This window comes from uncultured Clostridium sp. (assembly GCF_937920395.1).
Classification (GTDB): Bacteria; Bacillota; Clostridia; order Clostridiales; family Clostridiaceae; genus Clostridium_AD.
On record NZ_CALEVF010000040.1, the window covers coordinates 46,475 to 70,376 of the forward strand.

Here is a 23,902-nt window from a genome sequence, read left to right on the forward strand (position 1 = left end):
TTAGGAAATCATTTTATTTCCATTTCAACTTTTCAAGTTCGATGTGACTTCGATACCAATTATCGTTTTTTAAAAGAGCTTCAGGTGTGCACAGATTTTTGATCATTCCATTTTCTAAAATAGCCACAGTGTCACAATCGATTATAGAAGACATACGGTGAGTTATAGATAATATTGTGTGGGCCTGGCTGGCTTTTTTAAGCACTGTTATAAATTTTTTTTCTGTAATAGAATCAAGATTTGCAGTAATTTCATCAAGTAGTAGTATTGGTGGATCTGTAACTATTGCTCTTGCAATTGCTAGGAGTTGCTTTTGACCTTGAGAGAAAAGAGTATCACTATCCACCTGCGTATTAACACCATTTGCTAGAGTTACTATATAATCTGTTAGTCCAACAAAATCTAAAGCATTATCAATTTCCTCTTTTTTAATATTCTCATCTTGTAGACTAATTTGATCACCCACCGTTCCATCTATCATATGAAAGCTTTGGTTAACATATCCGAACATTTTACGTTTTTCAGAGTTTGATATATTATAAACATCAATTCCATTTATAGTTATATTCCCATTAGATGGTTTTAAGAAACCCATAGTAAGTTTAAACAATGTAGATTTTCCAACACCGGTTCTTCCTACAAAGGTGATTTTTTCTTGTGGGTTTAAATGAAGATTAATATTTTTTAAAATGTCAGTTCCTTTTTCATATTGAAACGTTACATTATTAAAAGATAGAGTTACATCTGCTCGACTAGGAATAATGTCCCCAGATTTTAGTTTGTTATCAATACTACTGTCTTCTGGAACCTTATAAAAGTCATTTACTCTATGAATGCCAGATACTGCCTGCTGGATATCTTGAAGTTCCATACCAAGACTTTCTATAGGGGTAAATAAATTGGAGATTAATTCAATTGAGGCTGCCACCATGCCTAGGGATATTCCTAAATAGTTTAGCTGCTTTGATGATAATATTACAATTAAGCCAATAACTAAAGCACGAGTTATCTGAATGATTGGAGAAAATACAGAATCATAGAAATTTACCTTTTCTACAGTTTTGTAGTTATCTAGCAAATACTGCTTATAATTCTTTTCCATGTATTTTTCTTTACTATAGGATTTAATCATCTGCACATTCTTTAAGCTTTCTGAAATATGATTATTTACTTTGCCAACTATTATTCGATTCTCTATTTCTGCTTCTAGCATTCGCTTTTGAAAAATCCTAGTAATAACATAAATAATAGGAAGTAGCAGTAAAGTACCAATTCCAAGTCTTGAGCTAAACAGACAGATAGATATAATAATGCCTACAATTTTTAGGCAGTCGATTATCATTCCAATAATGCCACTTGTGAACATAGTGCTTATTGCATCCACATCATTGGTAAATCTTGAAACAACAGTGCCGGTTCCATTTGACGAAAAGAACATGGCATTTATTCTTTTTAATTTTTTCATCATTTCAAGCCGGATTTCCTTTGTTATTTTTTGACCTAAAACTGTAATCACAGCCTCTTTTATAAAATCAAATATGCCAATAAAGAGTAGTATAACTATATAAATAATTGCTAAGTTAAATAGTTTGTCACTACTTTTGGGTACAAGGTTATAATCAACAATATATTTTAACATTTGAGGAGGAATTAAGCTTACTATTACAACACCGCAAATAGCAAGGATCAATATTATATCGAATTTAATATTTTTTTTAATAACTTTAACAATAGAGCTTGCAACTAAGCTATTCTTCATAATTATCATCTCCAGTAGATTGCAAATTTACTATTGATCTATAAATTTTAGAATTTTTCATAAGTTCAGTATGTGTACCATAGGTTGTAGTTTTATCTTTATTTAAGAACACTATAGTGTTAATTTTTCTGAAAATAGTTAAACGGTGTGAAATTAATATAATTAAACTGTCTTTATAATTATTTTTAAGATTTTCAATAATGGTTTCTTCTGTCTTCATATCAACTGCAGAAAATGGGTCATCTAAAACAATAATTTTACTCCTGTTTAAAAGGGTTCTTGCAAGTGATATTCTAGATTGTTGACCTCCACTTAGCCTAGTTCCACTATTACCTACCAATGTGTTTTCCAAAAGGGGCATTGATAATAAATCAGTGTCAAAGCAAACATCCTTTAAAACAGAAGAGATGTCTTTACCATTTCCAAGAGTTATATTGTTGTAAATAGTGTCTGTAAGTAATTGAGGGTTATGACCTAGATATGAAATCATCTGACTTCGCTCATATTCAGTGTAAGACATAAGCTCCTTGTCATCTATCCTAATGCTGCCTATGTAGGGATATAGACCAAGGAGGGATAAACCGAGTGTAGATTTACCACAAGCGACAGAACCAGTAATGCCTATTATTTGACCTTGAGATCCTTCAAAACTAATATTTTTTAATATAGTCTGTTTACATTTGGGGTAACAAAAGCTAAGATTATTTATTGAAAGTTTTGTCTTAGAGGCATCAAAACAGGTCAGAGTAGTTTTGTTTTGGTAATCTGTAAGATAAGGTTTAATTCGTTTCCAGGATATTTGCGATTTTTGAACAGAATTAAATAGGTTGGCAGCTTTACTTGCCTTAGTTCCCATTGCGGTAAACATAATCATGTAAGTAGAAAAGTTACCAACAGTCCATTCACTATTAATAACCTTTAATCCTCCAAGGTAAATTACAAAGATTATTCCAATCATTGCAATAACATTATAAATTGGTTGCATGGAATTTTCTAAGATATCAGCTTTAATAGCCTTGTTTTGTAAATCTGTCAGTTCTAGATTATATTTTTCTAGATTTTGATTTTCTATACCATTTGCACGGTATAACATTGCATTGTCTACGGCATCGTAGGTAATACTAGCTATATAGCTACTTTTGCTGCGATAGGCGATAGTGTATTTGTATATAATTTTTTTTAATTTATCGGCAAGCCACATGGCAACTGGAATAAATAGGATAGAAAGGAGAATTATTTTCATATCATAAAATAGCATTGATATAAAATAGGATGTCATAAGTACACCAGTATCAAATACTTCTGTTGTGAATTTACGCATACCTTCAACGCACAGATCAACATCAGAAATGGCCCTAGTCATTAGGTCACCTATATTTTCTTTATCTAATTCGTAAATATTTTTATTCATTATATTATTATATATCATAAGTCTCATGGTAGCGTTTGAACTATTGGCAAAACGTCTTGTGTAAAAACGCTTAAAGTAGCGCATTAATTGAATCAGCGCTATAAGAGTAACAAAAGTAATTGCTAGTATTATTACTGCTGATAAATTATTACCATTAATAATGGAATTAATCAACTTACCTTGATAAATTGGACCTACAATTGCAGTTATGTTATAGGCTAAGCCAAATATTATAATGCATGTTACTACAAATTTTTCTTTCTTCCAATAGTTAATAATTTTATTTGGTTGTTCCATGGGCTTAATAGTAAGTTTGGCCATAATAATTAACATCTCCTCTGTTTTAAATTATATGTATTAAAGACTTTATATGTTCATTTTACTCTTAATATGGAATTAATTTATAAATATAAGATTTTTTAATCAAATTTTAATCTTACAAATATATAATATTATCAACAAGAAATAAGATAGGCGTTTAATAATGAGGAGAGAAAATATGGATATTTTAATCAACTTTATAAGTGTAATAATGCATATTGATAAGTATTTAACTTTAATGGTTCAACAATATGGAATGTTGACATACGGAGTTCTTTTTTTAATTATATTTATTGAAACAGGTTTAGTAATTACACCGTTTTTGCCAGGTGATTCAATGTTATTCGCGGCAGGAGCACTAGCAGGAATTGGATCAATGAATATAGTTACCCTATTAATAATATCATATCTTGCGGCTATACTTGGAGATACTGCTAATTATTTTATTGGTAAAAAGATTGGGAAAAAGATACTCGCAAAAGAAGAAGTAAGATTTATTAACAAGAATTATTTAATAAAGGCTCAGGAATTTTATGAAAAGCATGGGTCGATGACAATAGTAATTGCAAGATTTATTCCTATAGTTAGAACTTTTGCACCTTTTGTAGCTGGTATTGGAGAAATGAATTATTCGAAGTTTATACCATATAATATCGTTGGCGGAGGACTTTGGGTAAGTTTATTCTTAGGTGGAGGTTATTTCTTTGGTAATTTATCATTTGTAAAAACTAATTTTTCTTATATGTTAGTAGCAATAATAATTATTTCATTATTGCCTGGAGTTATTGTGTTCATAAAGGAAAAGAGAAAAAAAAATGATGACGATGATGACGATGAAGAGGGGGTTATGACTAATGAGATTTAATAACATTAATAAATAAGTACAATATAAATTAATATTTATGTGAAGAGCATTTAGGACACAGATTAATCTGTTATCTAGGTGCTTTTTTAATCTTTCTTAATATCAAATCTTATAAAAGATAATAGGCATGGAAACTATAAAATAAATCATATAATATATTAAACAGGAATAAATTAGCAATAATACTTATTTGGTTTGTATTTTGAAATTATAGAATAACGCATGCCATAAAAGGAAGGTAAGCATGAAAAAAATAAAAAAAGAAAAAGGTAAAAAGAGTAAAATAAGACTTGTAATGTTGTTTATTATATTCGAAGGTCTTTTCACAATAATTACAGGCCCATTTATGATTTATTATGGACCGTTTAAAAATGTAAGATCTACAGTTGTAGGTTCTGCAATGACTACTTTTTCATTGCAATGGCTAGTGACATCATTTTTATCTGATGATAAGATAAAAGAAATTATGAGCCAGCAGAAGGTAGATATTATAGTTCAAGATAATTCACATGGAATAGGAACAGGTGTAAAGGTTAAAAATAAAAATGATAAAAGTGTTATAAGATATGAAATAACAGGAAATAAATTCAAAGGATTTCTGTTAGTGATTAATGATCCAACCAGAATAAAGGTAGGGTATAGTAGTAAGCTTGGTAGGGAGGGAGAACTAACTAGTGTTATTGCAAGAGATAATAACGCCATTGCAGCTATTAATGGTGGCGGGTTTACAGATATGAGCTCAGACTCACTGTGGACGGGAACTGGTGCAAACCCATCTGGAGTTATAATGTCTAGTGGAAAGATTGTTTATAATGGTACAAATAATGATAATGAAAAAATGGATACCGTAGCATTAACTAAATTAGGAAAGTTATTAGTTGGTCCTTATACAATTAAAGAACTGATAAAATACGGGGTAAATGAGGCTGTGTCTTTTGGACCAGCCATGATAGTTAATGGGCATAAAACAATAAAGAATGGTAATGGTGGGTGGGGAATTGCACCTAGAACATGTGTAGCACAAAGAAAAGATGGCTCAATACTATTTTTAGTTATTGATGGCAGACAGATACGTAGTTTAGGGGCTACTTTAAGAGAGGCCCAAGACGTGTTATATGAACATGGGGCTTATAATGCTACCAATTTAGATGGAGGTTCATCTTCTACATTATTTTATGATGATGAAGTTATTAATAATCCTTGCGACAGTTTAGGTGAAAGATCAGTACCTTCAATTATATATGTAGAAAGTAGAAAATAATGAATGCGTTTTTGTTTGTATATAATGGCTCAAACAATTGCATCGTTACTTATAAGGCAACCTCTGGGGAGGTTGCCTTATAAGTAACGACAACCATTATTTAATACTATCATTTACGTATTCTTCATCAACATCGTAAAAAATATCTTCGTTTATTGTTCTGTATGGGTTATAAATTTCGCTAGAGGTTATAGTATACCTAGAGTCGTGATTGTCGTTGTACTCATTATTTTGAGAGAGGGGGTAGTCATCACTATAAATACCATTGTACTCATCATTGTAAAAAGTATTACAACGAGTATTATATCCATTCTCATTCGAAAACATTACAGGTGCTACTGGCACTAAATAGTAAGTGGGATAGTAAATTATCATATTCACTCCTCCTATTTGTAGTCTTCACAATAGATTTTAAAGTAAGCTTTTGGAAATTTACATAATGGACAAAAGGTAGGTGCTTCTTTTCCAATATGAATGTATCCACAATTCATACATTGCCATTTTACATCAGTGTTCCTTTTAAATATCATACCTGCTTGAAGATTATCATATATTTTCATAAACCTAATCTCATGATTTTCTTCTACTTCTTGTAATTCTTTATATAAATTTGCAATTTCTGTAAAACTTTCTGCCCGGGCTTCTTTTTCAAATTGCTTATATAAGGTGTTACTTTCATGAGATTCTCCCTGCGCAGAATCTTTTAAATTATCGGCTGTACTTTTATTCATTTTAAGAAATCTATTAAAAACTTCTCTTGCATGAGCCTTTTCATTATTTGCAGTAGCTTCAAAAACGGATGCTATATATTCATACCCTTCTTTTTCTGCCTTTTCAGCATAAAATGTATACTTATTTCTTGCTCTTGACTCTCCAGCAAAAGTACTAAGAAGATTTCGTTCAGTCTTACTACCATTTAATTGCATTAATATTCCTCCATTAAGTAATTTATCTTCTTTATTATCTTATTCATTATGAGGTTAAAGGTTACTTTAAAAAAGTAATCTTAAAGAAAGCTATATTAAAGGAAAAATTGTAATTGCATATAGATAATATTTATAAAAGCAAGCAAATGGGAGGTTTATGTATAAAAGAAAATATGATTACCGTTTACTAAGTATAATATTAGATGGTTAGTTTTTGACCTCTAGATAAAAAAATGTTATACCTATATTGTTAATTGTTATTTTTTTAATAGAATAATTAGTTAATGGTATGCTATATTTAAATTCTTGTGCTTCATCCTTAAATTGTGGTAATATTAATCTTCAGCAAATATTATTCGCCAAAGGAGTAAAGAATGATTTATTCCTTTGATAAGAGAATATTTATATAAATAAATCAATATTTAGTAAAAAAATATTGGTTTTATGTTAAATTCAAGGCATTACAATATTTTATAGCGAGTAGGTGAAAGAGTGAGGTATTTAAGACAATTAATGATTGTTTTGATTCCATATATTATTGGTACTGTATTACAACTAACATTAAAATTGCCGATTCCAGGATCTGTTATTGGACTTATTTTACTGTTTTTAGCACTACAGATAGGAATTGTTAAAGTGGAAATGATAGAAGAACTTTGTGAGTTTCTTTTATCAAATATGTCATTTTTCTTTATTCCAGCGGGAGTAGGATTAATGACAGCTTTCGGTGTATTAAAGGGTAAATGGATACCATTTGCGATTATAGTTATTTTATCCACATTTGTAGTGTGGATCGTAACAGCATTAGTAGTTAAAATTTTAAGGAAAGGACGAATACATGAATGATTTAATTAGCTCACCAGTTTTTGGAGTAATAGTATCACTTGTTGCTTATGAAATAGGAATATATATAAAGAAAAAAGGTAAACTTCCAATTTTTAATCCACTTATGATAGCAATTATTATATTAATATTTTTTCTTATGAAATTTCATATTAAATATGAGGATTATAATAATGGGGGTAAAATTATTTCGTTTTTTTTATTTCCTGCAACGGTTGCATTAGCGTTGCCGATGTATAAAAAATTTACGTTATTTAAACAAAATGCTACTCCAATACTTATAGGTATTTTTAGCGGAGCTATTGTAGGTTTTGTAAGTGTAGTATTTCTTTCAAAATTATTTGGCTTTACAGATGTACTTATTGTATCTTTAATACCGAAGTCTATAACAACGCCTATAGGAATAGTATTATCGAAGCAATTAGGTGGGCTTCCATCAATTACGGTTGTAGCGATAATAATTACAGGAATCGTAGGATCAATAAGTGGTCCATTTATGTACAAAATTTTAAGAATTAAAGATAAAGTTGCTATGGGAATTGCTATGGGGGCATCATCTCATGCGTTGGGAACAGCAAGAGCGATGGAAATGGGAGAAACTGAGGGAGCGATGAGCGGTTTAACTATGGCTATTTCAGGAATTGTGATTGTTCTTTTATACCCTCTTTTGTGGAAAATATTCCTTAAAATGTTCTAGGTTATTTTAAAAAGATGACTTGTAGATTTGAAAAAATGACTATAGCTTCGTAGAAGATCACTAAGGAGGCACTATAATTATGAAAAAAGATGAAGAGAAAGGCCCACTAAAAAAATTATTTAATTCAATAGATAATTTGTTATCTGATGAGAAAGAACAAAATTTAAGAACTAAATTGGCTAAAGAAATACGTAAATGTATTTTTACAGATGATATACTTGAGAGACTTAATGAAAATGATTTTTCAGGTATGGTTGAGGAAGAAGAAGAACCAATGGTTCTATTTTCTATGATATTTCCTATTTTCGTTGAGAAAAATGATGTTATTTTTAGGTTGTATAAGCATAAAGTTGAAGTTGATTTATCAGATGAAATGAGCGATAGATATATCTATATATTCTCAGATGGAAGACTTACATCAGGGTTATTTCAATGTTTTAAACTTTATGATGACGAATATATGTATGGAGTGAAAAAAATAATAGATATGATTCCAAGTTTTAAGAATACTGTAAAAGAGGCACTTGTAACTTTAAATAATAATGAAGTATTCACTAAAGAGAAAATGGGGACATTTAAAGAAAGAGAAGTAATTGCTAAAGATAATTTTAATAAATTATTTGACAGTTTAGATCTTTTTAAGTAAATGAAGTATATTATGATAATAAAGGAGTGGCCTAGGCTTCTCCTTTACTTGTTAGTAAATCTTTTTTTAATGTAGAGTATCAAATATTTAACACATAACAATAATTTTATAGGGACTCGTTTGTGCTGGTATGCTCATTGTAGTAGCACCGTAGACAACAATAAGATTGCGGTTTGTTGGACTTTTGGTAAATAATTGACCGTTTTCAAGTACTATTTGTGTCCATGGTGCAATATTTAAATTTAAATTATTATCGCTACTAATAAGATTATTGTTAAAATAGTCTACTTTCACATTTTGATAAAGGGAATCTGTTGCCATAACGATTGCCGTAAATTGTGGTGGGAAAATGAGGACTGTAGCTGCATTTGCATCATAGAATCCAGTTACTATATCTCCGGGTGTTAGCATTACATGGTCTACAAAGTAAGTAGTCGGCTGCACTACGAAATTTACTAAATCTCCATATCCATTAGCTACAGACATTAAGTTATAGCAACCTGTGTTTTTTTCACTTTCATCTATCCAAAAATCATTGATCATTGTAATTACTCCACGGAAATGCTGGAAATTTTTCATATTAATCCCTCGATTCTTTCATTACTATTTAAAAGCATTGGAAACTGCTGATTTCTCTAAGATCCATTCCAAAATATCTCCAAGTATTTCTATCCCAGCGAAAACCTGATATAGATCTAGGACCCACGAATGTAAGCCATGCCCAAAATCCTCTGCCTCTTCTTGGCCATATATATACAAATCTACGAAGGCAGGGTTTTATAGCACCTTGGTCTATTGATAGAGGGGTAGCACCAAATTGTTGTGTCTTAGGTTCGGGTGGCGTAAAGTTTGGTGCTGAAGAAGGTGGTCTTCCAGGAGACCCTGAAGCTGGACTGCCAGGAGGACCACCTTGAGGTCCTCCTATGAATGGTGGAAAAGGATTCATTTGTCTGTATGGACAAATTAGTGGGAGATTTTGAGCTTCTTGTTCATAAGTATTATTTAAATTAAACGATTTGATAGTATCTTCATCGATATACATCAATTAACTCCTTAAAGTATTTACAATACAATATATGTTTAAAGTGATGGTTTTGTTATTTTAAATTAAAATTTTTATTGGTTTAGTTAAAGTTATATGAAATTTCATTTTGATGGAGGTTTTTTATTTAACTATACAGTTTAATATATATGTATATTTTTTAGACAGTATTATGATATTGGTTGTATAAAATTATGGGGGTTAGAGTTATTATTCATATATGGCAAGTTAACAACTTGGTATATATAAATTGATTTAATTTTAGTTAAAAGTACATAATTTTAAAAAATGGAGGGTGTTAAAATGAAATTTAATTTTGATCAAACTATTGATGTAGAAAAAACTAATGCTTATATGGTTGGTGCGGGACTTGCATCAATGGCAGCAGCAATATTTTTAATTAGAGATGGACATGTTCCAGGAAAAAATATTCACATATATGAAGAATTAAATGTAACAGGTGGCAGCATGGATGGGAATGGTAATGCAAAGGATGGTTATGTAATTCGTGGTGGAAGAATGTTTGATAGGGAAGCGTATGCTTGTACATTTGGAATAATGGAAAGTATTCCTTCATTAACTGATCCTAAAGTTTCTATATTGGATGAATTTAATGCTTTTAATAAAGAAATTCATACTCATGCAAAAGCTAGATTAATAGATAATGATGCTAATATATTAGATGTATCGACTTTGGGATTAGACCGAGCAGATAGAATGGCGTTAATGGATATAATGATTAACTCTGAAGATTCTTTAGGAACAAAAACTATTAAAGAGTGTTTCCCAGAAGCATTTTTTAAGACAAATTTCTGGCTTCAGTGGACTACACTCTTTGCATTTGAGACTTGGCATAGTGCTGTAGAACTTAAGAGATATCTTCATAGATTTATTCAAGAATTACCACGACTTAAAGATTTATCTGGAATACGTCGTACACCATACAATCAATATGACTCAATGTTATTACCTATGACAAAATGGTTAAAATCACAAGGGGTTAATTTTGAATTAAACTGTAGAGTGACTGATTTAGAATTTAAACCATCAGATACTGAAACTACAGTTACTGCATTTAAATGTCTTAAAGACGGAAAAACAACTAGAATAGAAGTTGGCGATGGAGATTTTGCATTTGCAACTATTGGTTCATTAACAGCGGGTACAAGCCTTGGGTCAATGAATAAGCCAGCAATAATTAATGATAAGCATGTAGGGGGAGCATGGGATCTTTGGGAGAAAATTGCAGACGGTCGTCCTGAGTTTGGTAATCCAAAGGTTTTTGATGATCGAGTTGAAGAATCTATGTGGCAGTCTTTCACGGTAACACTTAAAGATCCAACAATGTATAATAAAATAATAGAATTCTCAGGTAATCAGCCAGGAACTGGGGCTCATATGACATTTAGAGATTCTGCATGGCTTATGACTATAGTTTTGCATAATCAACCACATTTTATTAGCCAACCTGATGAAATACAAATTATTTGGGGTTACTCTTTATTCCCATATGCAAAAGGTGATTTTATAAAGAAACGAATGGTAGATTGCACTGGTGAGGAAATATTAGCAGAAGTATTATATCATCTAAACTTTAAAGATGATATGAAGAAAATTATTGCAACGTCTATTTGTATACCATGTATATTGCCGTTTACAACAGCACAATTTTTAACTAGGGCAAAGGGTGATAGACCTCAAAATATTCCAGAAGGTTCAACAAATTTAGCATTGCTTGGACAGTTTTGTGAGATAAAGGATGACGTAGTATTTACAATGGATTATTCAGTAAGAGGAGCACAAATTGCTGTTTATAAATTCCTAAATCTAAATAAGAGACTTACTCCTATTTATAAAGGACAACATGATGTACGTGTAATGCTTAATTCTGTACTTGAAATGATGAAAGATGATAATTTAAGTAAGGAATTACTTGCAATAAAATCTTTGTTAAAATAATTTAAATAATAGAAGGAAGTCATAAGCTCTTAATTTAAAAGCTTATGGCTTCTTTTTTATGTAATTAATTCTATTAGCTAATTATGGATAAGAATGTAAAATTTATGTTTATTTATTACAATTTTGTAGATTCTATGTTGTATGTATTTATATTTAATGGTAATATTGTATTTATAAATAATGGTAATGCTAAATATATAAATAAAAAGTAATTGATTCAAAATAATTATGAATATTGAATAGGAGTAATTTCATGGATGATGTAAGTATAAGGAGAGAAATTAATATACTTTTAGAAAAAGCTAGTGCATCAAAATATTGTGAGCCTCAGCGGACAATACAATTATCAAAGCATGCACTGCTTTTATCCGAAAAGATAGGATATACACTTGGTGAAAAAGTCGCCAAAGCATATATGGCTTATTCTTATCATAGCATTGGTAATGATGAAGAAGCATTAGAATTAATATATATTTCACTTCATTATTTTATTAAAGAAGGATTTTATGATCTTATATGGTTGGCATATAATTTATTAGGAATTATATTTACCGAGTTAGGTGATATTGAAAAAAGTATGGATTTTTACGATAAAGCGCAAATAGTTGCCATAAAAATAGATTTAGGCAAAAGATATGATAAAAAGGCTAATTCTAAAAGAGCGATAATGCTTACTTTAAATAATATTGCTGAAAATTACAAATTACTTAATGCATACAAGGAAGCATTAAGTTATAGTGAAAGAGCGTACAAGATAGATTCTTTATACGATTATAGCTTATCAAGTGGAGTAACTATCCTTAGTTTAGGCGAGATTTATTACTTGTTAGAGGAATATGAAAAGGCAAATATTCTCTCATATAAAGCTTTAAAGTATATGAAACAGTATAATTATACTATTGCTGATGCTGATATTTATAAATTGCTAGCTCTGACTTCATGGAAAAAAAGAGATTATGCAAAGGCTGAAGAATATTTTTATATTGCAATAGATTTGAATGAAAAAGAATCAATTCCTAGTTATAAAATTGATGCATTACTTAGTTATTATGAATATATGATGGAACGAAAAGAAATAACGAAATCAATTGATATATTAATAAGTGCTTGTAATGTATCAATAAAATATAGTCAACATGAAAAAGTATCTGAAATATCAATGATGTTATCTATATTCTATGAAAAGTCAGGAAAATATGAATTATCTTTTAGATATATGAAATTGCATTATCAGTACGAAAAGAAACATATAGAAGCTTATAATAAAAATATTATTCAGAGTTTAAATACAAAAAAACAGATGTTAGAAATTGAGAAAGAGAATAACAGAATTACAGAGAAAAATGAAACCTTAAAAATAAAATCACAATCATTACAATTGCTTGTTGAAAAAATATCTATTATTAGTGAACTAGGACAAAAAATAACTTCAACTTTAAATGAACATTCCATATTAGATATACTTTATTCAAGTATTAAAGATTTCATGGATTTATCTTATTTCTGTATTGGTCTTTATGATGAAAATAACTCTATGATAAATTATTTAGATGCTATTATTAGCGGTGAAAAGGAAAATATGCCATCACTTTCACTTTCTAATAAACCAAGTTTTACTAAAAAATGTATTGACAGTGGCGTGTTGATTATAATTAATGATGTTAGTAAAGAGTTCCCAAAATATATTAATGAGGGAGCATTTAATAATCAACTAAAATTGAATTACAATACTGAGATAAATTCAATGATGTTTTGTCCTCTTATAGTAAACGCTAAGATTATAGGAGTAATGTCAATACAAAGTAAAGGCAAAAATGCTTTTACACCATACCATATTGAAATGGTTAAAGCATTATCAGCTTATGCTGCAATAGCAATTAATAATTCAATAAAATCAATGGAACTAGAAATGGAAGTTATAAAGACAAAAGGAATTCAAATTGAATTAGAAAAAGTGAACGAAATATTATTATCTTTGTCTGAAAATGATAGTTTAACGGGGATACCTAATAGGAGAAAGTTTGATACATACATAAATGATGTTTGGGAGAGTAGTATAAGGGGAAGAAGTAGTTTATCTTTATTAATTATTGATATAGATTATTTTAAAGAGTATAACGATAACTTTGGCCATTTAGAGGGTGATAAATGCTTAACTAGAGTTGCTAGTATTTTGGCAAACTTAAATAATGGACCATATTTTGTTTCAAGGTATGGTGGTGATGAATTTGTAATTGTATTGCTCAAAAGTTCAATTGATTATGCAGTTAAATTTGGAGAAAATTTAAGAAGAAAATTGGAAATATTGAATATTATACATGGATTTTCCGAGATTTCAGATAGAATTACATTATCAATTGGTATAACTTCTGTTTTCCCCAATAAAAACATAACAATAAATGAATTTATAAGAAAAGTTGATAACCAGCTTTATATTGCTAAAAGAAATGGCAGAAATAGAATATCAGCTAATGTATACTAAAAAAGTAGAGATATTACATAAATGGTTATCTAATATCTCTCTTTTTTAGTTCCATTTTATTGCTCCATTTGCCACACCTATCTCCAAAGCAACCTACAGTTTTTTCACCATCTTTTATTGCAATTACTTCACAATTATTACCACATCCATTACACTCAATATTTTTGGGTACAAAATCATTAAAGGCTATTTCAAACCCTTTGAAATTTGTTTTACCTATCCTCATGACTTTTTCTTTTGAAAGTATTGCAGCACCTATAGCACCCATTACATTATAATGAGTTGGAACATAAACCTCAGTATCTAAGGCTTTCTCAAAAGCCACTTTAATTCCAATATTCGCTGCAACACCACCTTGAAAGAATATTTTTGAACGGATTCGTTTTCCTTTTCCTACATTGCTTAAATAATTTCTTACCATTGCTTCGCAAAGGCCACCTATTATGTCTTCTTCATTATAGCCAAGCTGTTGCTTGTGTATCATGTCAGATTCTGCAAAAACCGCACATCTTCCAGCTATTCTAACAGGCGATTTTGACTTTAATGCATATTCTCCAAAATCTTCAATAGGGATCTCTAACCTTTCTGCTTGCCTATCAAGAAAAGAACCTGTACCGGCCGCACATACTGTATTCATAGCAAAATCTGTTACTATACCATTTTTTAATAATATTATCTTTGAATCTTGACCACCTATTTCTAATATGGTACTTACTTCTTTATCAATTTCAAGGGATGCAACTGCATGAGCAGTAATTTCATTTTTTACGATGTCCGCACCTATTAAAAAAGATGCCATTTGTCTTCCGCTTCCGGTAGTTCCAACCGATTTTATTTGATGACTTTCATATTTCTTGTTTAATATCTTTAATCCGTCCTGGATTGCTTTTATAGGTTTACCTTTTGTTCTTAAATATAATTTTTCTATAACATTTAATGAATCATCTAATAATACGATATTAGTACTTACAGATCCTACATCAACTCCCATATAGTACATTGTTTTTTCTCCTCTCTAACATATCTACAAATGCTTCTATCCTAGTAATATATCCGGCTTCTCCAGTCATTTCGTCTACTATTAAGGTCATTATCGGAAAATCTTTATCGCTTGAAATTTTAGTTAAGATTGCTTTTGACACAATTTCAGGCATACATCCCATAGGGAAAATTTGAATTGCACCATCAAAACTTTCTTTCTCGGCTATGAGCACTTCCCCCACACATTCTCTAGCGTGACCCCCGATATAATATGGAAGGTATTCTTTAGAGGCTTTTCTTATGCTAATTGAGTTAAGTTTAAATGGACTAAGTAATGCATTTTTAATCCACCAAGTAGGGGTAAGCATTCTTTTAGTGGATACGCCATAGTCCATAAGTTTATCTTCTATATATAGATTAGAAAAGGGTTCAATTATAGTATAAATTTCACCAATAATTGCAATCTTAATGGGGTCTTTATGTTTATTAATAGGAACGTTATTTATTTTATTGTTATATTTTTTTAAAATACTTACCATTTGTGGTGGGGAAATTGCATTAGCAGCATTAATGGTGCATTCTTTTAAAAGGTTTTTAAATTGACCGTTGTTAACTTCAAATCCTGTTAGACGATGTACTTTACTTTCAATTTTATCTATAAGCCCATTTACAGTATAGGCTAATTTCAACGCCCTAATTTTTTGTAATTTATTTTTAGAACTGTTGTTTGATATTTTTGATAGACGATTTAAAAATTCGTTTTTGCCAATATCAAAAGGACTATCAATTACAATAAATGTTAGGTTATGACCCATTTTCTTAAGTGCATTTATTTGTAATTCACAGTACTCACCAAATCTACAAGGACCGCAACTTCCAGGAAGGATTATGGTATCAGCCCCAAGTGTTATACTCTGCAAATAATTACCCATCATAATTTTATAAGGTAAACACATTTCTTCAGGAGAAAACTTTGAACCTAGCTCCAATGCTTCGTTGGTACTAAATGGTGGTATTATGCATTCTATACCTAGTCCATCAAATAATGCTTTAGCTGCAAGATGTGTGTTGCCGAAATGTGGAAATGTTATCTTCATTATTATTTTTCCTTTCAATCATATCAATAAAGGCTTCAATTCTTGTATCTACACCACCTTCACCAGTATGTTCATCAACTTTTAAGACTAAAAGAGGGAAACCACAAGTTTTATCTTTTATAAGTTCAATTACAACGGAGTCTATTCCGCAAGCAAAGGAAGATATGTATATAGCACCATCGATTTCTTTGTTTTTAGCTATACTAGCTGTAAAACCATAAGACTTTGATGCAAAAGTCCAAAAGGGTCGTTTAATAAGAGTGTTTACTTCTAATTTAATTTGTTCTTCACTTACATATTCTTCTGTTATAATTCCAACTCCTAATTTGTTTAATTTCTTTACTATATCCATATTAATAAAAGTATCGTAGAGATTGTATGGATGTCCAACTAGCGCAATAGTTATTTTATAGCCTTCATCTTTTATACCAAATTTAGTTTTTCTTTGAACATCTAGAGCGTTTGCAAAGGCAATCTTAATTTTATGTTTATCTTTCGTAATCATTTTGGCTAGTTTTTTGCACCAAGTGTATAATTCTTTTTCGCTACTAGCATATATAGGTTCTGTCATAACCTTTGGCATATTAGGTATGCTACATAAAATCATTTCTGGAAGCCCACAAAACTTTGGGCATATAAATTCTCGGGGACGTACTCTCATAAATCTTGGTATTATTAATAAATCACATTTATCTTTTATATTTAAGATATGTCCATGGAATATCTTTATAGGAAGACATGCTTCATCAACACAATATTTAATTCCTTCATTTAAAATATTTTTATTTGTATCTGTAGATGTAATTATTTCAACACCTAAGTCACTTAAAAATGTTTTTATAAACGGGGAGTATTTGTAGTATAACAATCCTTTAGGAATACCAACTTTCATAAGTTCCTCCTTGTATGTGTATCAACCACTCCTTTCTATTCTGAACTATTTAGAGGGAAAGTATTCTTATTTACATTAGAATTTATAAATTTAAGACATCTTAAAAAAAGGTAAAAAAATATACACCCATATCCAGGGGGATACAGGTGTATATAGTGGTGTCAATAATTTTATCTAGAATTACAGGGATATGACAATGTTAAATTTATAAGTTAATAACATCTAAATCGTCAGGAACAATGATATTGCCTGCAAAAAACTGTTTTCCTTCATCAGTATATAGTTTTCTTCTATTTAATATATTTTTATCCTCAGTATGAAATAGAACTATATTTTTTACATTAAGCTTAGATGCATTTTCACAAGCATCTTTTACGGTAGCATGATGTTTTTCATAAGGTTTAAAGATATCCTTTTGTGAATATAAACAAAAGGCTTCATGAAAAAGGTAATCTACTTTATTTGCATATTCAAATAACTCATCATTGTATGGCTCGTCACCTAAGAAAGCCAAACTTTTTCCGTTCCTAAGGGTTGTATTAAAGCCAAACTGAAGTTCTTTAGTGCTTCTGATATCGAAAAAATTTATATTCCAGTCTAGTATAGAAACCGTGCATTTATCATAGATTTCATTAAATAGTATTCTAGTTCCAATGTATTTTGTAAACTTTTTATCTAGAAGTAAGCTGCTTATTGTATTTATTATATCAACATTATTTTTATGGCAATAAATTGTTAGATTGCCTTCATAATTTCCATCCATTATTTGCTGGGCTACAGCTCTAATTATCCAAACAATTCCGGAAATATGATCGTTATGTCTATGAGATATAAAAACATGGTGGATATTGGCTATATCTATGTTTGATTTTTCTAGGTTTGATAGTATGGTATTCCCACCACCTGTATCTATTAAAAAATACTCTTTGCCGTTAGAAATGGTAAGACAAGTGTTATAACATTTTGTAACCATAGCACTTCCTGTACCTAAAAAATTAACTGATTCCATATATTTTCCTCCAATATTAGTTTAATTCAAATAATAAATTTTTATTTCATTTATATTTTAACTTGGCTTATGTTTATTATTACAGTAAAAAACATATTTATCAATAGCTTATTTTTTTACTGTTCTTACAAGAAAAGAAAATAAACAATAATATAATTAATGATAAGTAATTAATAGATATATAAATTGTGGGCAATATAATAAAAATAAAATAGAAAAAGAGGTGAATTTGAGTGAGTGTTTGGCTTAAAAAGATTAACTTGATTATTAATAATAAAGAAATTATTTGTTTGAAAAAAGTGGAGTCTAAACCACGATATAATACAGTTATAATTCTTACTGGAGCCGCCACGTATGCGTCAAATTATGCAATATTTGCAATGCAGTTTAAGGAAACGGAAGTTATTATAATTAATACACCGGGACATGGATTTGGAAAAACTTTAACTAAGGGTGAACCTTTAACTGATGGAAATGAGTTGGTAGATTTTCAGGTGGACGTGATAAAAAAGTTAATCAAAGAAAAGTATTGCACGACGAAAGTCATATTGCTTGGTTATTCAATTGGCGGAATGACACTTTTAAATATTATTAATAGAAAGCTATTGGAAAATAATATAGACCTCTGCATTTTATTTGCTAGTGCTAGATTTACAAGGCATAATGAAAAAGTAATCAAAGGATTGTATAATAAAGAAACTAAAACATTTAATATAAAAGCACTAATGGATAAAAATTGTACAAGGAAGACTCCTTGGTATATTAAATATCTAAATCCTAATTTAATATGTACTTTGTCAGCTACTTGCCATTGTGATTTTCTGGAGTGTGATAGCATGAACGAAATTTCTAAAAATGAATTAATGATAGATAATAACAAGTCCGTTATTGCATTTTTAGGTAAAAATGATTGCTTTTTTAGTGAAGAAGAGATACTTAAAACAATAAAAAGTTTTAGATATAGAAAATTTATATCACTTAAGGAGTATGGCCATCTATTTATATTAGAAAGACCTATTAAGGCAGGAAAACTTGTATTTAAGGCCATAAAAGAAGCTACTTTAAAAGGGTAAGTTTTTTATAGACTTAATTTTTTTAGCATGGTTTTATAATAGTACTTATCTGGATTAAATTAAAAGAGTATACTATAATTATATTTATAAGTATAAAAAAGTAAAGTGGATATTTATAGATGTATTTACGTAAAATCATATTTATTTTAAGATTAGGTGGAGGTAATACATATGGAAGCGAAAAAATTAAAAACAAAAGTAATAAGACCTAGATTTGATAGCAATCTTGATATAATAGAGTTATCTAAGGAGAGTATTGAGGATGAGAGTGTCTTCTCTTTTGGAACAGTTAGTGATTGCTCTATAGAAAATCATGAAGCTGATAGAGTGAATTTTAAACAAATAATATTTACAAAAGTTATTTTTAATAAAGTAACATTTAGGCGTATAGAGATGACAGATGTAAAATTTGAAAATTGTGATTTATCAAATGTGGATTTTAATGAGGCATCATTACAAAGAGTTGAATTTATTAATTGTAAAATTATTGGTATTAATTTAAGTGAGACAACCTTTAGAGATGTAATTTTTGATAACTGTAATGGTGAATTTGCTTTTTTTAGTTATTCTGATTGTAAGCAAGTGGCATTTCTTGAATGCCAATTACGTTCTTCAGATTTTCAAAATTCAAAGTTTTTAAAAGTTGAATTTAGGGAATCCAATATGATGGGGGCTTTAATGAATTACACAAGTCTAAAAGGAATAGATTTTACTAGTTGTAATATTGAAGGTATGGGAGTAAATATTGTTGATGTTAAAGGGGTAAGAGTTACATCGACCCAAGTAATTTCATTATCAAGTATACTAGGTCTCATTATTAAATAATTTATATGCTTTTTATAAAAAAATGAATGTAACTTTATGTTACATTCAAAAGGGATGTTTACTAATTTATTTTTTACCATTTAATTGCTCTGCAAATATTCTTGATAAATACATACCAGTGTTTTTTACCTGTGCTATAGTATTATTATTGTCGCCTACCTCAACAAGTAATGCATTATTACTTCTACCTTGATTATAGAAATTTATTCCCCAGTTAGCATAAGTGATTTCTAGGGGATTAATAAGGTTTGGAAATAATTTATTCGATATTCCAACCATTGAGTTTACCAGCTTTATCTGCTTAGCATATCTAGGGTTTTTACGTGTAACTACAAACATAAAGTTAGCAACAGATTCTCCATTTATTTTAGTTGTTATTGCGTTTTTACTAGGGACACCATCTCTATGTAAATCTATAATTAAATCAAAATCACCATATTTTTTTAAATTTTTATCTAAGTTAATTCCAGAATTTTTATAGGCTGAATTATAATCTGGTACATTATTTACAGTTTTATCATGTATAACGGAAATTCCATATTTCGTTTGTAATTGCGATGCTATTACGTCTCCTACAGCTACTACATTTAGCGATTCATTGGCGTTAAAAGCATTTTTAGTTTTATCACTGCCAGAGGCCTTATAGGACTCTGTAGTATGAGAATGATATATTAGTACTCGTGGTTTTGATTTGTTTAGAGTTTGTTTCAAATTGTTATTAATAAGGTTAGTTACAATTGAGGGGTCATCAGACTTATCTACCTGATTTTCAACCAATTTAAATGGAACGATTGAGTTTATATCATCACCTTCATTATTTGTATCATTACTAATTTTATCCTTGTCTAAATATGCAATTTCTTTTGTTATTATAGAAAGAGGGTTTGAAATATCTATACCTAAAAAAGATAGGATTGAATACTTGATTTCACTGTTAATATCTTGCTTCCCATTGCTAGAAGAATTAAATAAAGCTAGGGTGTTGCTAATAGCCTTAATGAAAAAATAATTTTGAGATGTTCCTTCACTAGTCGCATTAGCACTTTTGGGTAAAACTAAACCAAACAAAAAAATAAAAAGGAATGTTAAAATACTTAGAAGCATTTTACTGTTATTATTTTTTTTAATACTTTTACGTCTCATATTAATCCTCCCCACATTTTCATTTTATAAAGGAAAAACTACCTAATTTTATAATATATTCTTTAAAATATTAATTATTACATCTATTTAAATAAAATCAAAATTGGTTTCATCTATAAGAATAAAATTTATGTTTTACAATGTGAATTCATTGATAAACAGTTAATCTATATTGTAAAAAGAAAATTAGTGTGATAATATTATTTTAAAGTTTATATAAGTATATATAAATTATGGAGGAAATTTTATGAAATATTATGGAAAAACTTCTTTATCATCTTTATTAAAAGTAATGTTAGATGTTTTAATTGTTACAGGTTTTGTTGTATATTTATTTATACTTAGAAAAGCATTGATAATTGAACAATAGAACTTACTTGATCCTAAAAATATTATTACATTTATTCTATTTATCTTAGGTGGTTTTGCATTACTTTGCATAATGTATTATCTTAGATGTATTATGAATTCATTAGTTAAAATAACGCCATTTATATGGGGAAATGTTAAGAGTCTAAGAAATGTTGCTATTTCGTGTTTTACAGTTTCGGGTTGTTATGTGGTCAATTTTTTTATTAACAATCAATTTCTGAATTTTAAATTAATAGAAATTGATGTGACGGGTATACACACAGATATTGAGTTTATAATTTTTTTCTTTGCAGGCTGTTTTACGGCGATTCTTTCTAAGGTTTTTAAGCAAGCGATTGAAGTTAAAGAAGAAAATGACTTAACAATATAGATATTAACGATATAAGAATAAATTGAGGTGAAATACATGGCAATAATAGTGAATCTAGATGTAATGATGGCAAAAAGGAAGGTTAATTTATCAGACCTTGCAATTAGAGTGGGGATAACAAATTCAAATTTATCTATACTAAAAACCAATAAAGCAAAAGCTATAAGATTCTCAACCCTTGAGGCTATTTGTAGTGAACTTCAATGTCAACCAGGTGATATCTTAGAATTCAGAGGTGACGAATATATTAAACCAAATAAATAAAGTACCTAGTAGAGTTTTACACTTTTTAAAGTGTCTATTCTATAGGTACCAAAGCATTAATATCTGTCTGCTAATATATCCTTACTTACTGTGCGTAGTCTTCCTTTTATAGGTGTAGTCTGAAGCGCTTCGAACACCAACTCACCTTTATTATTTAATATCTCTACAAAAGTAGATATATCGATTATATTGATGATTCCTATGTCGTCTTTAGTCATTCCGCGAATGCTACAAAGGGTGCCTACAATATCCGTTGCTCTCATCTTTGTCTTTTTACCTGCATTAATGTGTAATTTCATAATTTCTTTACTAAGTTCTGCTCCTTTTGATTCTTTAACAACAGGTCTTGTATCCATTTTATTAATAAATTCTTCTTTTGAATTATTTATGATTTCAGATTCAGGTCTTTCTTTTAAAGGAATTTCTTTGCCAATATACTGCTCTATATCATACAAAAACCTATCATCACGATTTGTTACAAAAGTAATAGCATGACCCATCTTACCTATACGACCAGTTCTTCCTATTCGGTGTACATAACTTTCCTTGTCCTCTGGAATATCATAATTAATTACAAGCGTAATATTATCAATATCTATACCACGAGCTGCAACATCTGTAGCTACGAGGTATCTAAAATAACCCTTTTTAAAATCATTCATTACTCTTAATCTATCACTTTGTTCCATCCCGCCATGTATCTTTTTACAAGTATATTCAAGATCGAGTAAGTCATTGTAAACTGAATCTACCTTCACTTTAGTATTACAAAATATAATACAACTATCTGGGTTTTCAACAGTAGTTAAATCGCTTAAAAGATCTATTTTATCAAATTCATGTATGTTATATCTCTCTTGACATATATTATCAGATGATTTATTTTCATCCTCAATTTCTATATATGTAGGATCTTTCATGTATCTATTGCATAAACTATGTATGTCTTTTGGCATTGTAGCTGATAATAGCATAGTCACACGGTCTTTTGATAATTCACTTAATATCGATTCTATTTGATCTACAAATCCCATATTAAGCATTTCATCTGCTTCATCTATTACAAGATATTTTATATCAGATGTATCAAAGGTACCTTTTTCTATATGATCCATAATACGACCAGGTGTGCCAACTACTACATGTGTTTTTTGCTTAAGTTCTTTTTTTTGATCATTAAAAGGCGACTTTCCATAAACAGCGCATACTTTAAGTCTTTTAAACCTACCTATATTAAAAATATCTTCTTTGACTTGGATAGCAAGCTCTCTTGTTGGCGTTATTACTAATGCCTGAGGTTTATTTTCTTCCCAATCCACTAACTGGCAAATAGGAATGGCATATGCTGCAGTTTTTCCACTTCCGGTTTTAGATTTTACTACCACATCTCTTTGCGCAAGCACTACAGGTATAACCTGTTTTTGAACATTCGTAAAATCTTTATAATTTAGCAAACTAATTGCTTTTAATAATTCACTGCTTAAATTATACTCATTAAGGCTTTTATTTATCATTCAATCATCTCCCAATATATATACTAACCTTTTTATTATATCACACCCATGAAATTCTATTATAAATACAGTATAGGGTGTATTAATGCTTATTATTGACAATATAAATATATAGTGCTAACATACTAGCTATACAAACTAAAGTAATTT

Annotated in this window: 24 protein-coding genes and 1 pseudogene; 13 read left to right on the forward strand and 12 right to left on the reverse strand. The window is 29.5% G+C overall.

Going from position 1 to position 23,902, the window contains the following annotated elements; genetic code table 11:
- Positions 1-13: 13 nt before the first annotated feature.
- Both Q0649_RS04600 and Q0649_RS04605 read right to left on the reverse strand, forming a co-directional pair.
- On the reverse strand, positions 14-1,759 hold the full coding sequence (locus tag Q0649_RS04600) for an ABC transporter ATP-binding protein (protein ID WP_298838031.1): 1,746 nt from the start codon (positions 1,757-1,759) through the stop codon (positions 14-16).
- Complete coding sequence (locus Q0649_RS04605) at positions 1,749-3,491, reverse strand: ABC transporter ATP-binding protein (protein ID WP_298838035.1); 1,743 nt, start codon at positions 3,489-3,491, stop codon at positions 1,749-1,751. Before Q0649_RS04605 ends, Q0649_RS04600 begins: the two co-directional genes overlap by 11 nt.
- Positions 3,492-3,669: 178 nt before the next feature.
- On the opposite strand from Q0649_RS04605, the gene Q0649_RS04610 reads away from it, so the two are divergent.
- Positions 3,670-4,356 (forward strand): DedA family protein, encoded by a 687-nt coding sequence (locus Q0649_RS04610; RefSeq protein WP_298838038.1) that lies wholly within the window; start codon positions 3,670-3,672, stop codon positions 4,354-4,356.
- Between the two features lie 244 nt (positions 4,357-4,600).
- Positions 4,601-5,617, forward strand: a complete 1,017-nt coding sequence (locus Q0649_RS04615; RefSeq protein ID WP_298838040.1) for a phosphodiester glycosidase family protein — start codon at positions 4,601-4,603, stop codon at positions 5,615-5,617.
- 96 nt (positions 5,618-5,713) lie between these two features.
- Here Q0649_RS04615 and Q0649_RS04620 read toward each other — a convergent pair whose 3' ends face one another.
- Positions 5,714-5,992 (reverse strand): hypothetical protein, encoded by a 279-nt coding sequence (locus Q0649_RS04620; protein WP_298838043.1) that lies wholly within the window; start codon positions 5,990-5,992, stop codon positions 5,714-5,716.
- Between the two features lie 11 nt (positions 5,993-6,003).
- Positions 6,004-6,543 carry a rubrerythrin gene (rbr, locus tag Q0649_RS04625; protein WP_298838046.1) on the reverse strand — a complete coding sequence of 180 codons (540 nt, stop codon included), beginning with the start codon at positions 6,541-6,543 and terminating at the stop codon, positions 6,004-6,006.
- A gap of 292 nt (positions 6,544-6,835) precedes the next feature.
- On the opposite strand from rbr, the pseudogene Q0649_RS04630 reads away from it, so the two are divergent.
- The 4 genes and pseudogenes from Q0649_RS04630 to Q0649_RS04645 form a co-directional block, all read left to right on the forward strand.
- Positions 6,836-6,957, forward strand: a pseudogene (locus Q0649_RS04630) (SAM-dependent methyltransferase); the annotation flags it as partial.
- Between the two features lie 78 nt (positions 6,958-7,035).
- Positions 7,036-7,389 carry a CidA/LrgA family protein gene (locus tag Q0649_RS04635; protein ID WP_298838049.1) on the forward strand — a complete coding sequence of 118 codons (354 nt, stop codon included), beginning with the start codon at positions 7,036-7,038 and terminating at the stop codon, positions 7,387-7,389.
- On the forward strand, positions 7,382-8,083 hold the full coding sequence (locus tag Q0649_RS04640; protein WP_298838052.1) for an LrgB family protein: 702 nt from the start codon (positions 7,382-7,384) through the stop codon (positions 8,081-8,083). Before Q0649_RS04635 ends, Q0649_RS04640 begins: the two co-directional genes overlap by 8 nt.
- A 79-nt stretch (positions 8,084-8,162) precedes the next feature.
- Positions 8,163-8,729: a hypothetical protein gene (locus Q0649_RS04645; protein ID WP_298838055.1), complete on the forward strand. Its 567-nt coding sequence runs from the start codon at positions 8,163-8,165 to the stop codon at positions 8,727-8,729.
- A gap of 87 nt (positions 8,730-8,816) precedes the next feature.
- Here Q0649_RS04645 and Q0649_RS04650 read toward each other — a convergent pair whose 3' ends face one another.
- Positions 8,817-9,308, reverse strand: a complete 492-nt coding sequence (locus Q0649_RS04650) for a hypothetical protein (RefSeq protein ID WP_298838058.1) — start codon at positions 9,306-9,308, stop codon at positions 8,817-8,819.
- A gap of 28 nt (positions 9,309-9,336) precedes the next feature.
- A complete protein-coding gene (locus tag Q0649_RS04655) occupies positions 9,337-9,771 on the reverse strand; it encodes a hypothetical protein (protein ID WP_298838060.1) in 435 nt (144 codons plus the stop codon).
- A gap of 303 nt (positions 9,772-10,074) precedes the next feature.
- On the opposite strand from Q0649_RS04655, the gene Q0649_RS04660 reads away from it, so the two are divergent.
- A complete protein-coding gene (locus Q0649_RS04660; protein ID WP_298838062.1) occupies positions 10,075-11,730 on the forward strand; it encodes an oleate hydratase in 1,656 nt (551 codons plus the stop codon).
- 253 nt (positions 11,731-11,983) lie between these two features.
- On the forward strand, positions 11,984-14,212 hold the full coding sequence (locus tag Q0649_RS04665; protein ID WP_298838065.1) for a GGDEF domain-containing protein: 2,229 nt from the start codon (positions 11,984-11,986) through the stop codon (positions 14,210-14,212).
- A 25-nt stretch (positions 14,213-14,237) separates the two neighbouring features.
- Here Q0649_RS04665 and Q0649_RS04670 read toward each other — a convergent pair whose 3' ends face one another.
- The 4 genes from Q0649_RS04670 to Q0649_RS04685 form a co-directional block, all read right to left on the reverse strand.
- A complete protein-coding gene (locus Q0649_RS04670) occupies positions 14,238-15,212 on the reverse strand; it encodes an acyl-CoA dehydratase activase (RefSeq protein WP_298838067.1) in 975 nt (324 codons plus the stop codon).
- Complete coding sequence (locus Q0649_RS04675; RefSeq protein ID WP_298838068.1) at positions 15,193-16,290, reverse strand: acyl-CoA dehydratase activase-related protein; 1,098 nt, start codon at positions 16,288-16,290, stop codon at positions 15,193-15,195. The genes Q0649_RS04670 and Q0649_RS04675 overlap by 20 nt, the downstream gene beginning before the upstream one ends.
- Positions 16,244-17,182 carry an acyl-CoA dehydratase activase-related protein gene (locus Q0649_RS04680; RefSeq protein WP_298838071.1) on the reverse strand — a complete coding sequence of 313 codons (939 nt, stop codon included), beginning with the start codon at positions 17,180-17,182 and terminating at the stop codon, positions 16,244-16,246. The genes Q0649_RS04675 and Q0649_RS04680 overlap by 47 nt, the downstream gene beginning before the upstream one ends.
- A 205-nt stretch (positions 17,183-17,387) precedes the next feature.
- Positions 17,388-18,191 (reverse strand): MBL fold metallo-hydrolase, encoded by an 804-nt coding sequence (locus tag Q0649_RS04685; protein WP_298838074.1) that lies wholly within the window; start codon positions 18,189-18,191, stop codon positions 17,388-17,390.
- 233 nt (positions 18,192-18,424) lie between these two features.
- Between Q0649_RS04685 and Q0649_RS04690 the strand changes: the two genes are divergently transcribed.
- Positions 18,425-19,264: an alpha/beta fold hydrolase gene (locus Q0649_RS04690; RefSeq protein WP_298838078.1), complete on the forward strand. Its 840-nt coding sequence runs from the start codon at positions 18,425-18,427 to the stop codon at positions 19,262-19,264.
- A 171-nt stretch (positions 19,265-19,435) separates the two neighbouring features.
- Positions 19,436-20,089 (forward strand): pentapeptide repeat-containing protein, encoded by a 654-nt coding sequence (locus Q0649_RS04695; protein ID WP_298838081.1) that lies wholly within the window; start codon positions 19,436-19,438, stop codon positions 20,087-20,089.
- Between the two features lie 66 nt (positions 20,090-20,155).
- On the opposite strand, the gene Q0649_RS04700 is transcribed toward Q0649_RS04695, so the two are convergent.
- On the reverse strand, positions 20,156-21,232 hold the full coding sequence (locus Q0649_RS04700) for a stage II sporulation protein P (protein ID WP_298838084.1): 1,077 nt from the start codon (positions 21,230-21,232) through the stop codon (positions 20,156-20,158).
- 247 nt (positions 21,233-21,479) lie between these two features.
- Between Q0649_RS04700 and Q0649_RS04705 the strand changes: the two genes are divergently transcribed.
- Genes Q0649_RS04705 through Q0649_RS04715 form a run of 3 tightly spaced genes read left to right on the forward strand, consistent with a single transcriptional unit; the run spans position 21,480 to position 22,238 of the window.
- Positions 21,480-21,602 (forward strand): hypothetical protein, encoded by a 123-nt coding sequence (locus tag Q0649_RS04705; protein WP_298838087.1) that lies wholly within the window; start codon positions 21,480-21,482, stop codon positions 21,600-21,602.
- Positions 21,603-21,644: 42 nt separating this feature from the next.
- Complete coding sequence (locus Q0649_RS04710) at positions 21,645-21,974, forward strand: DUF2975 domain-containing protein (protein ID WP_367179348.1); 330 nt, start codon at positions 21,645-21,647, stop codon at positions 21,972-21,974.
- A gap of 36 nt (positions 21,975-22,010) precedes the next feature.
- Positions 22,011-22,238, forward strand: a complete 228-nt coding sequence (locus Q0649_RS04715; RefSeq protein WP_298838090.1) for a helix-turn-helix transcriptional regulator — start codon at positions 22,011-22,013, stop codon at positions 22,236-22,238.
- Positions 22,239-22,294: 56 nt separating this feature from the next.
- Here Q0649_RS04715 and Q0649_RS04720 read toward each other — a convergent pair whose 3' ends face one another.
- Positions 22,295-23,752, reverse strand: a complete 1,458-nt coding sequence (locus tag Q0649_RS04720; RefSeq protein ID WP_298838093.1) for a DEAD/DEAH box helicase — start codon at positions 23,750-23,752, stop codon at positions 22,295-22,297.
- Positions 23,753-23,902 lie beyond the last annotated feature (150 nt).

Excerpts from the sequence above, each read along its gene's own strand:
- Q0649_RS04600 (WP_298838031.1), bottom strand. The coding sequence starts at position 1,759 with ATGAAGAATAGCTTAGTTGCAAGCTCTATTGTTAAAGTTATTAAAAAA.
- Q0649_RS04605 (WP_298838035.1), bottom strand. The coding sequence starts at position 3,491 with ATGGCCAAACTTACTATTAAGCCCATGGAACAACCAAATAAAATTATT.
- Q0649_RS04610 (WP_298838038.1), top strand. The coding sequence starts at position 3,670 with ATGGATATTTTAATCAACTTTATAAGTGTAATAATGCATATTGATAAG.
- Q0649_RS04615 (WP_298838040.1), top strand. The coding sequence starts at position 4,601 with ATGAAAAAAATAAAAAAAGAAAAAGGTAAAAAGAGTAAAATAAGACTT.
- Q0649_RS04620 (WP_298838043.1), bottom strand. The coding sequence starts at position 5,992 with ATGATAATTTACTATCCCACTTACTATTTAGTGCCAGTAGCACCTGTA.
- rbr (WP_298838046.1), bottom strand. The coding sequence starts at position 6,543 with ATGCAATTAAATGGTAGTAAGACTGAACGAAATCTTCTTAGTACTTTT.
- Q0649_RS04640 (WP_298838052.1), top strand. The coding sequence starts at position 7,382 with ATGAATGATTTAATTAGCTCACCAGTTTTTGGAGTAATAGTATCACTT.
- Q0649_RS04645 (WP_298838055.1), top strand. The coding sequence starts at position 8,163 with ATGAAAAAAGATGAAGAGAAAGGCCCACTAAAAAAATTATTTAATTCA.
- Q0649_RS04650 (WP_298838058.1), bottom strand. The coding sequence starts at position 9,308 with ATGAAAAATTTCCAGCATTTCCGTGGAGTAATTACAATGATCAATGAT.
- Q0649_RS04655 (WP_298838060.1), bottom strand. The coding sequence starts at position 9,771 with ATGTATATCGATGAAGATACTATCAAATCGTTTAATTTAAATAATACT.
- Q0649_RS04660 (WP_298838062.1), top strand. The coding sequence starts at position 10,075 with ATGAAATTTAATTTTGATCAAACTATTGATGTAGAAAAAACTAATGCT.
- Q0649_RS04665 (WP_298838065.1), top strand. The coding sequence starts at position 11,984 with ATGGATGATGTAAGTATAAGGAGAGAAATTAATATACTTTTAGAAAAA.
- Q0649_RS04670 (WP_298838067.1), bottom strand. The coding sequence starts at position 15,212 with ATGTACTATATGGGAGTTGATGTAGGATCTGTAAGTACTAATATCGTA.
- Q0649_RS04675 (WP_298838068.1), bottom strand. The coding sequence starts at position 16,290 with ATGAAGATAACATTTCCACATTTCGGCAACACACATCTTGCAGCTAAA.
- Q0649_RS04680 (WP_298838071.1), bottom strand. The coding sequence starts at position 17,182 with ATGAAAGTTGGTATTCCTAAAGGATTGTTATACTACAAATACTCCCCG.
- Q0649_RS04685 (WP_298838074.1), bottom strand. The coding sequence starts at position 18,191 with ATGGAATCAGTTAATTTTTTAGGTACAGGAAGTGCTATGGTTACAAAA.
- Q0649_RS04695 (WP_298838081.1), top strand. The coding sequence starts at position 19,436 with ATGGAAGCGAAAAAATTAAAAACAAAAGTAATAAGACCTAGATTTGAT.
- Q0649_RS04700 (WP_298838084.1), bottom strand. The coding sequence starts at position 21,232 with ATGAGACGTAAAAGTATTAAAAAAAATAATAACAGTAAAATGCTTCTA.
- Q0649_RS04705 (WP_298838087.1), top strand. The coding sequence starts at position 21,480 with ATGAAATATTATGGAAAAACTTCTTTATCATCTTTATTAAAAGTAATG.
- Q0649_RS04715 (WP_298838090.1), top strand. The coding sequence starts at position 22,011 with ATGGCAATAATAGTGAATCTAGATGTAATGATGGCAAAAAGGAAGGTT.
- Q0649_RS04720 (WP_298838093.1), bottom strand. The coding sequence starts at position 23,752 with ATGATAAATAAAAGCCTTAATGAGTATAATTTAAGCAGTGAATTATTA.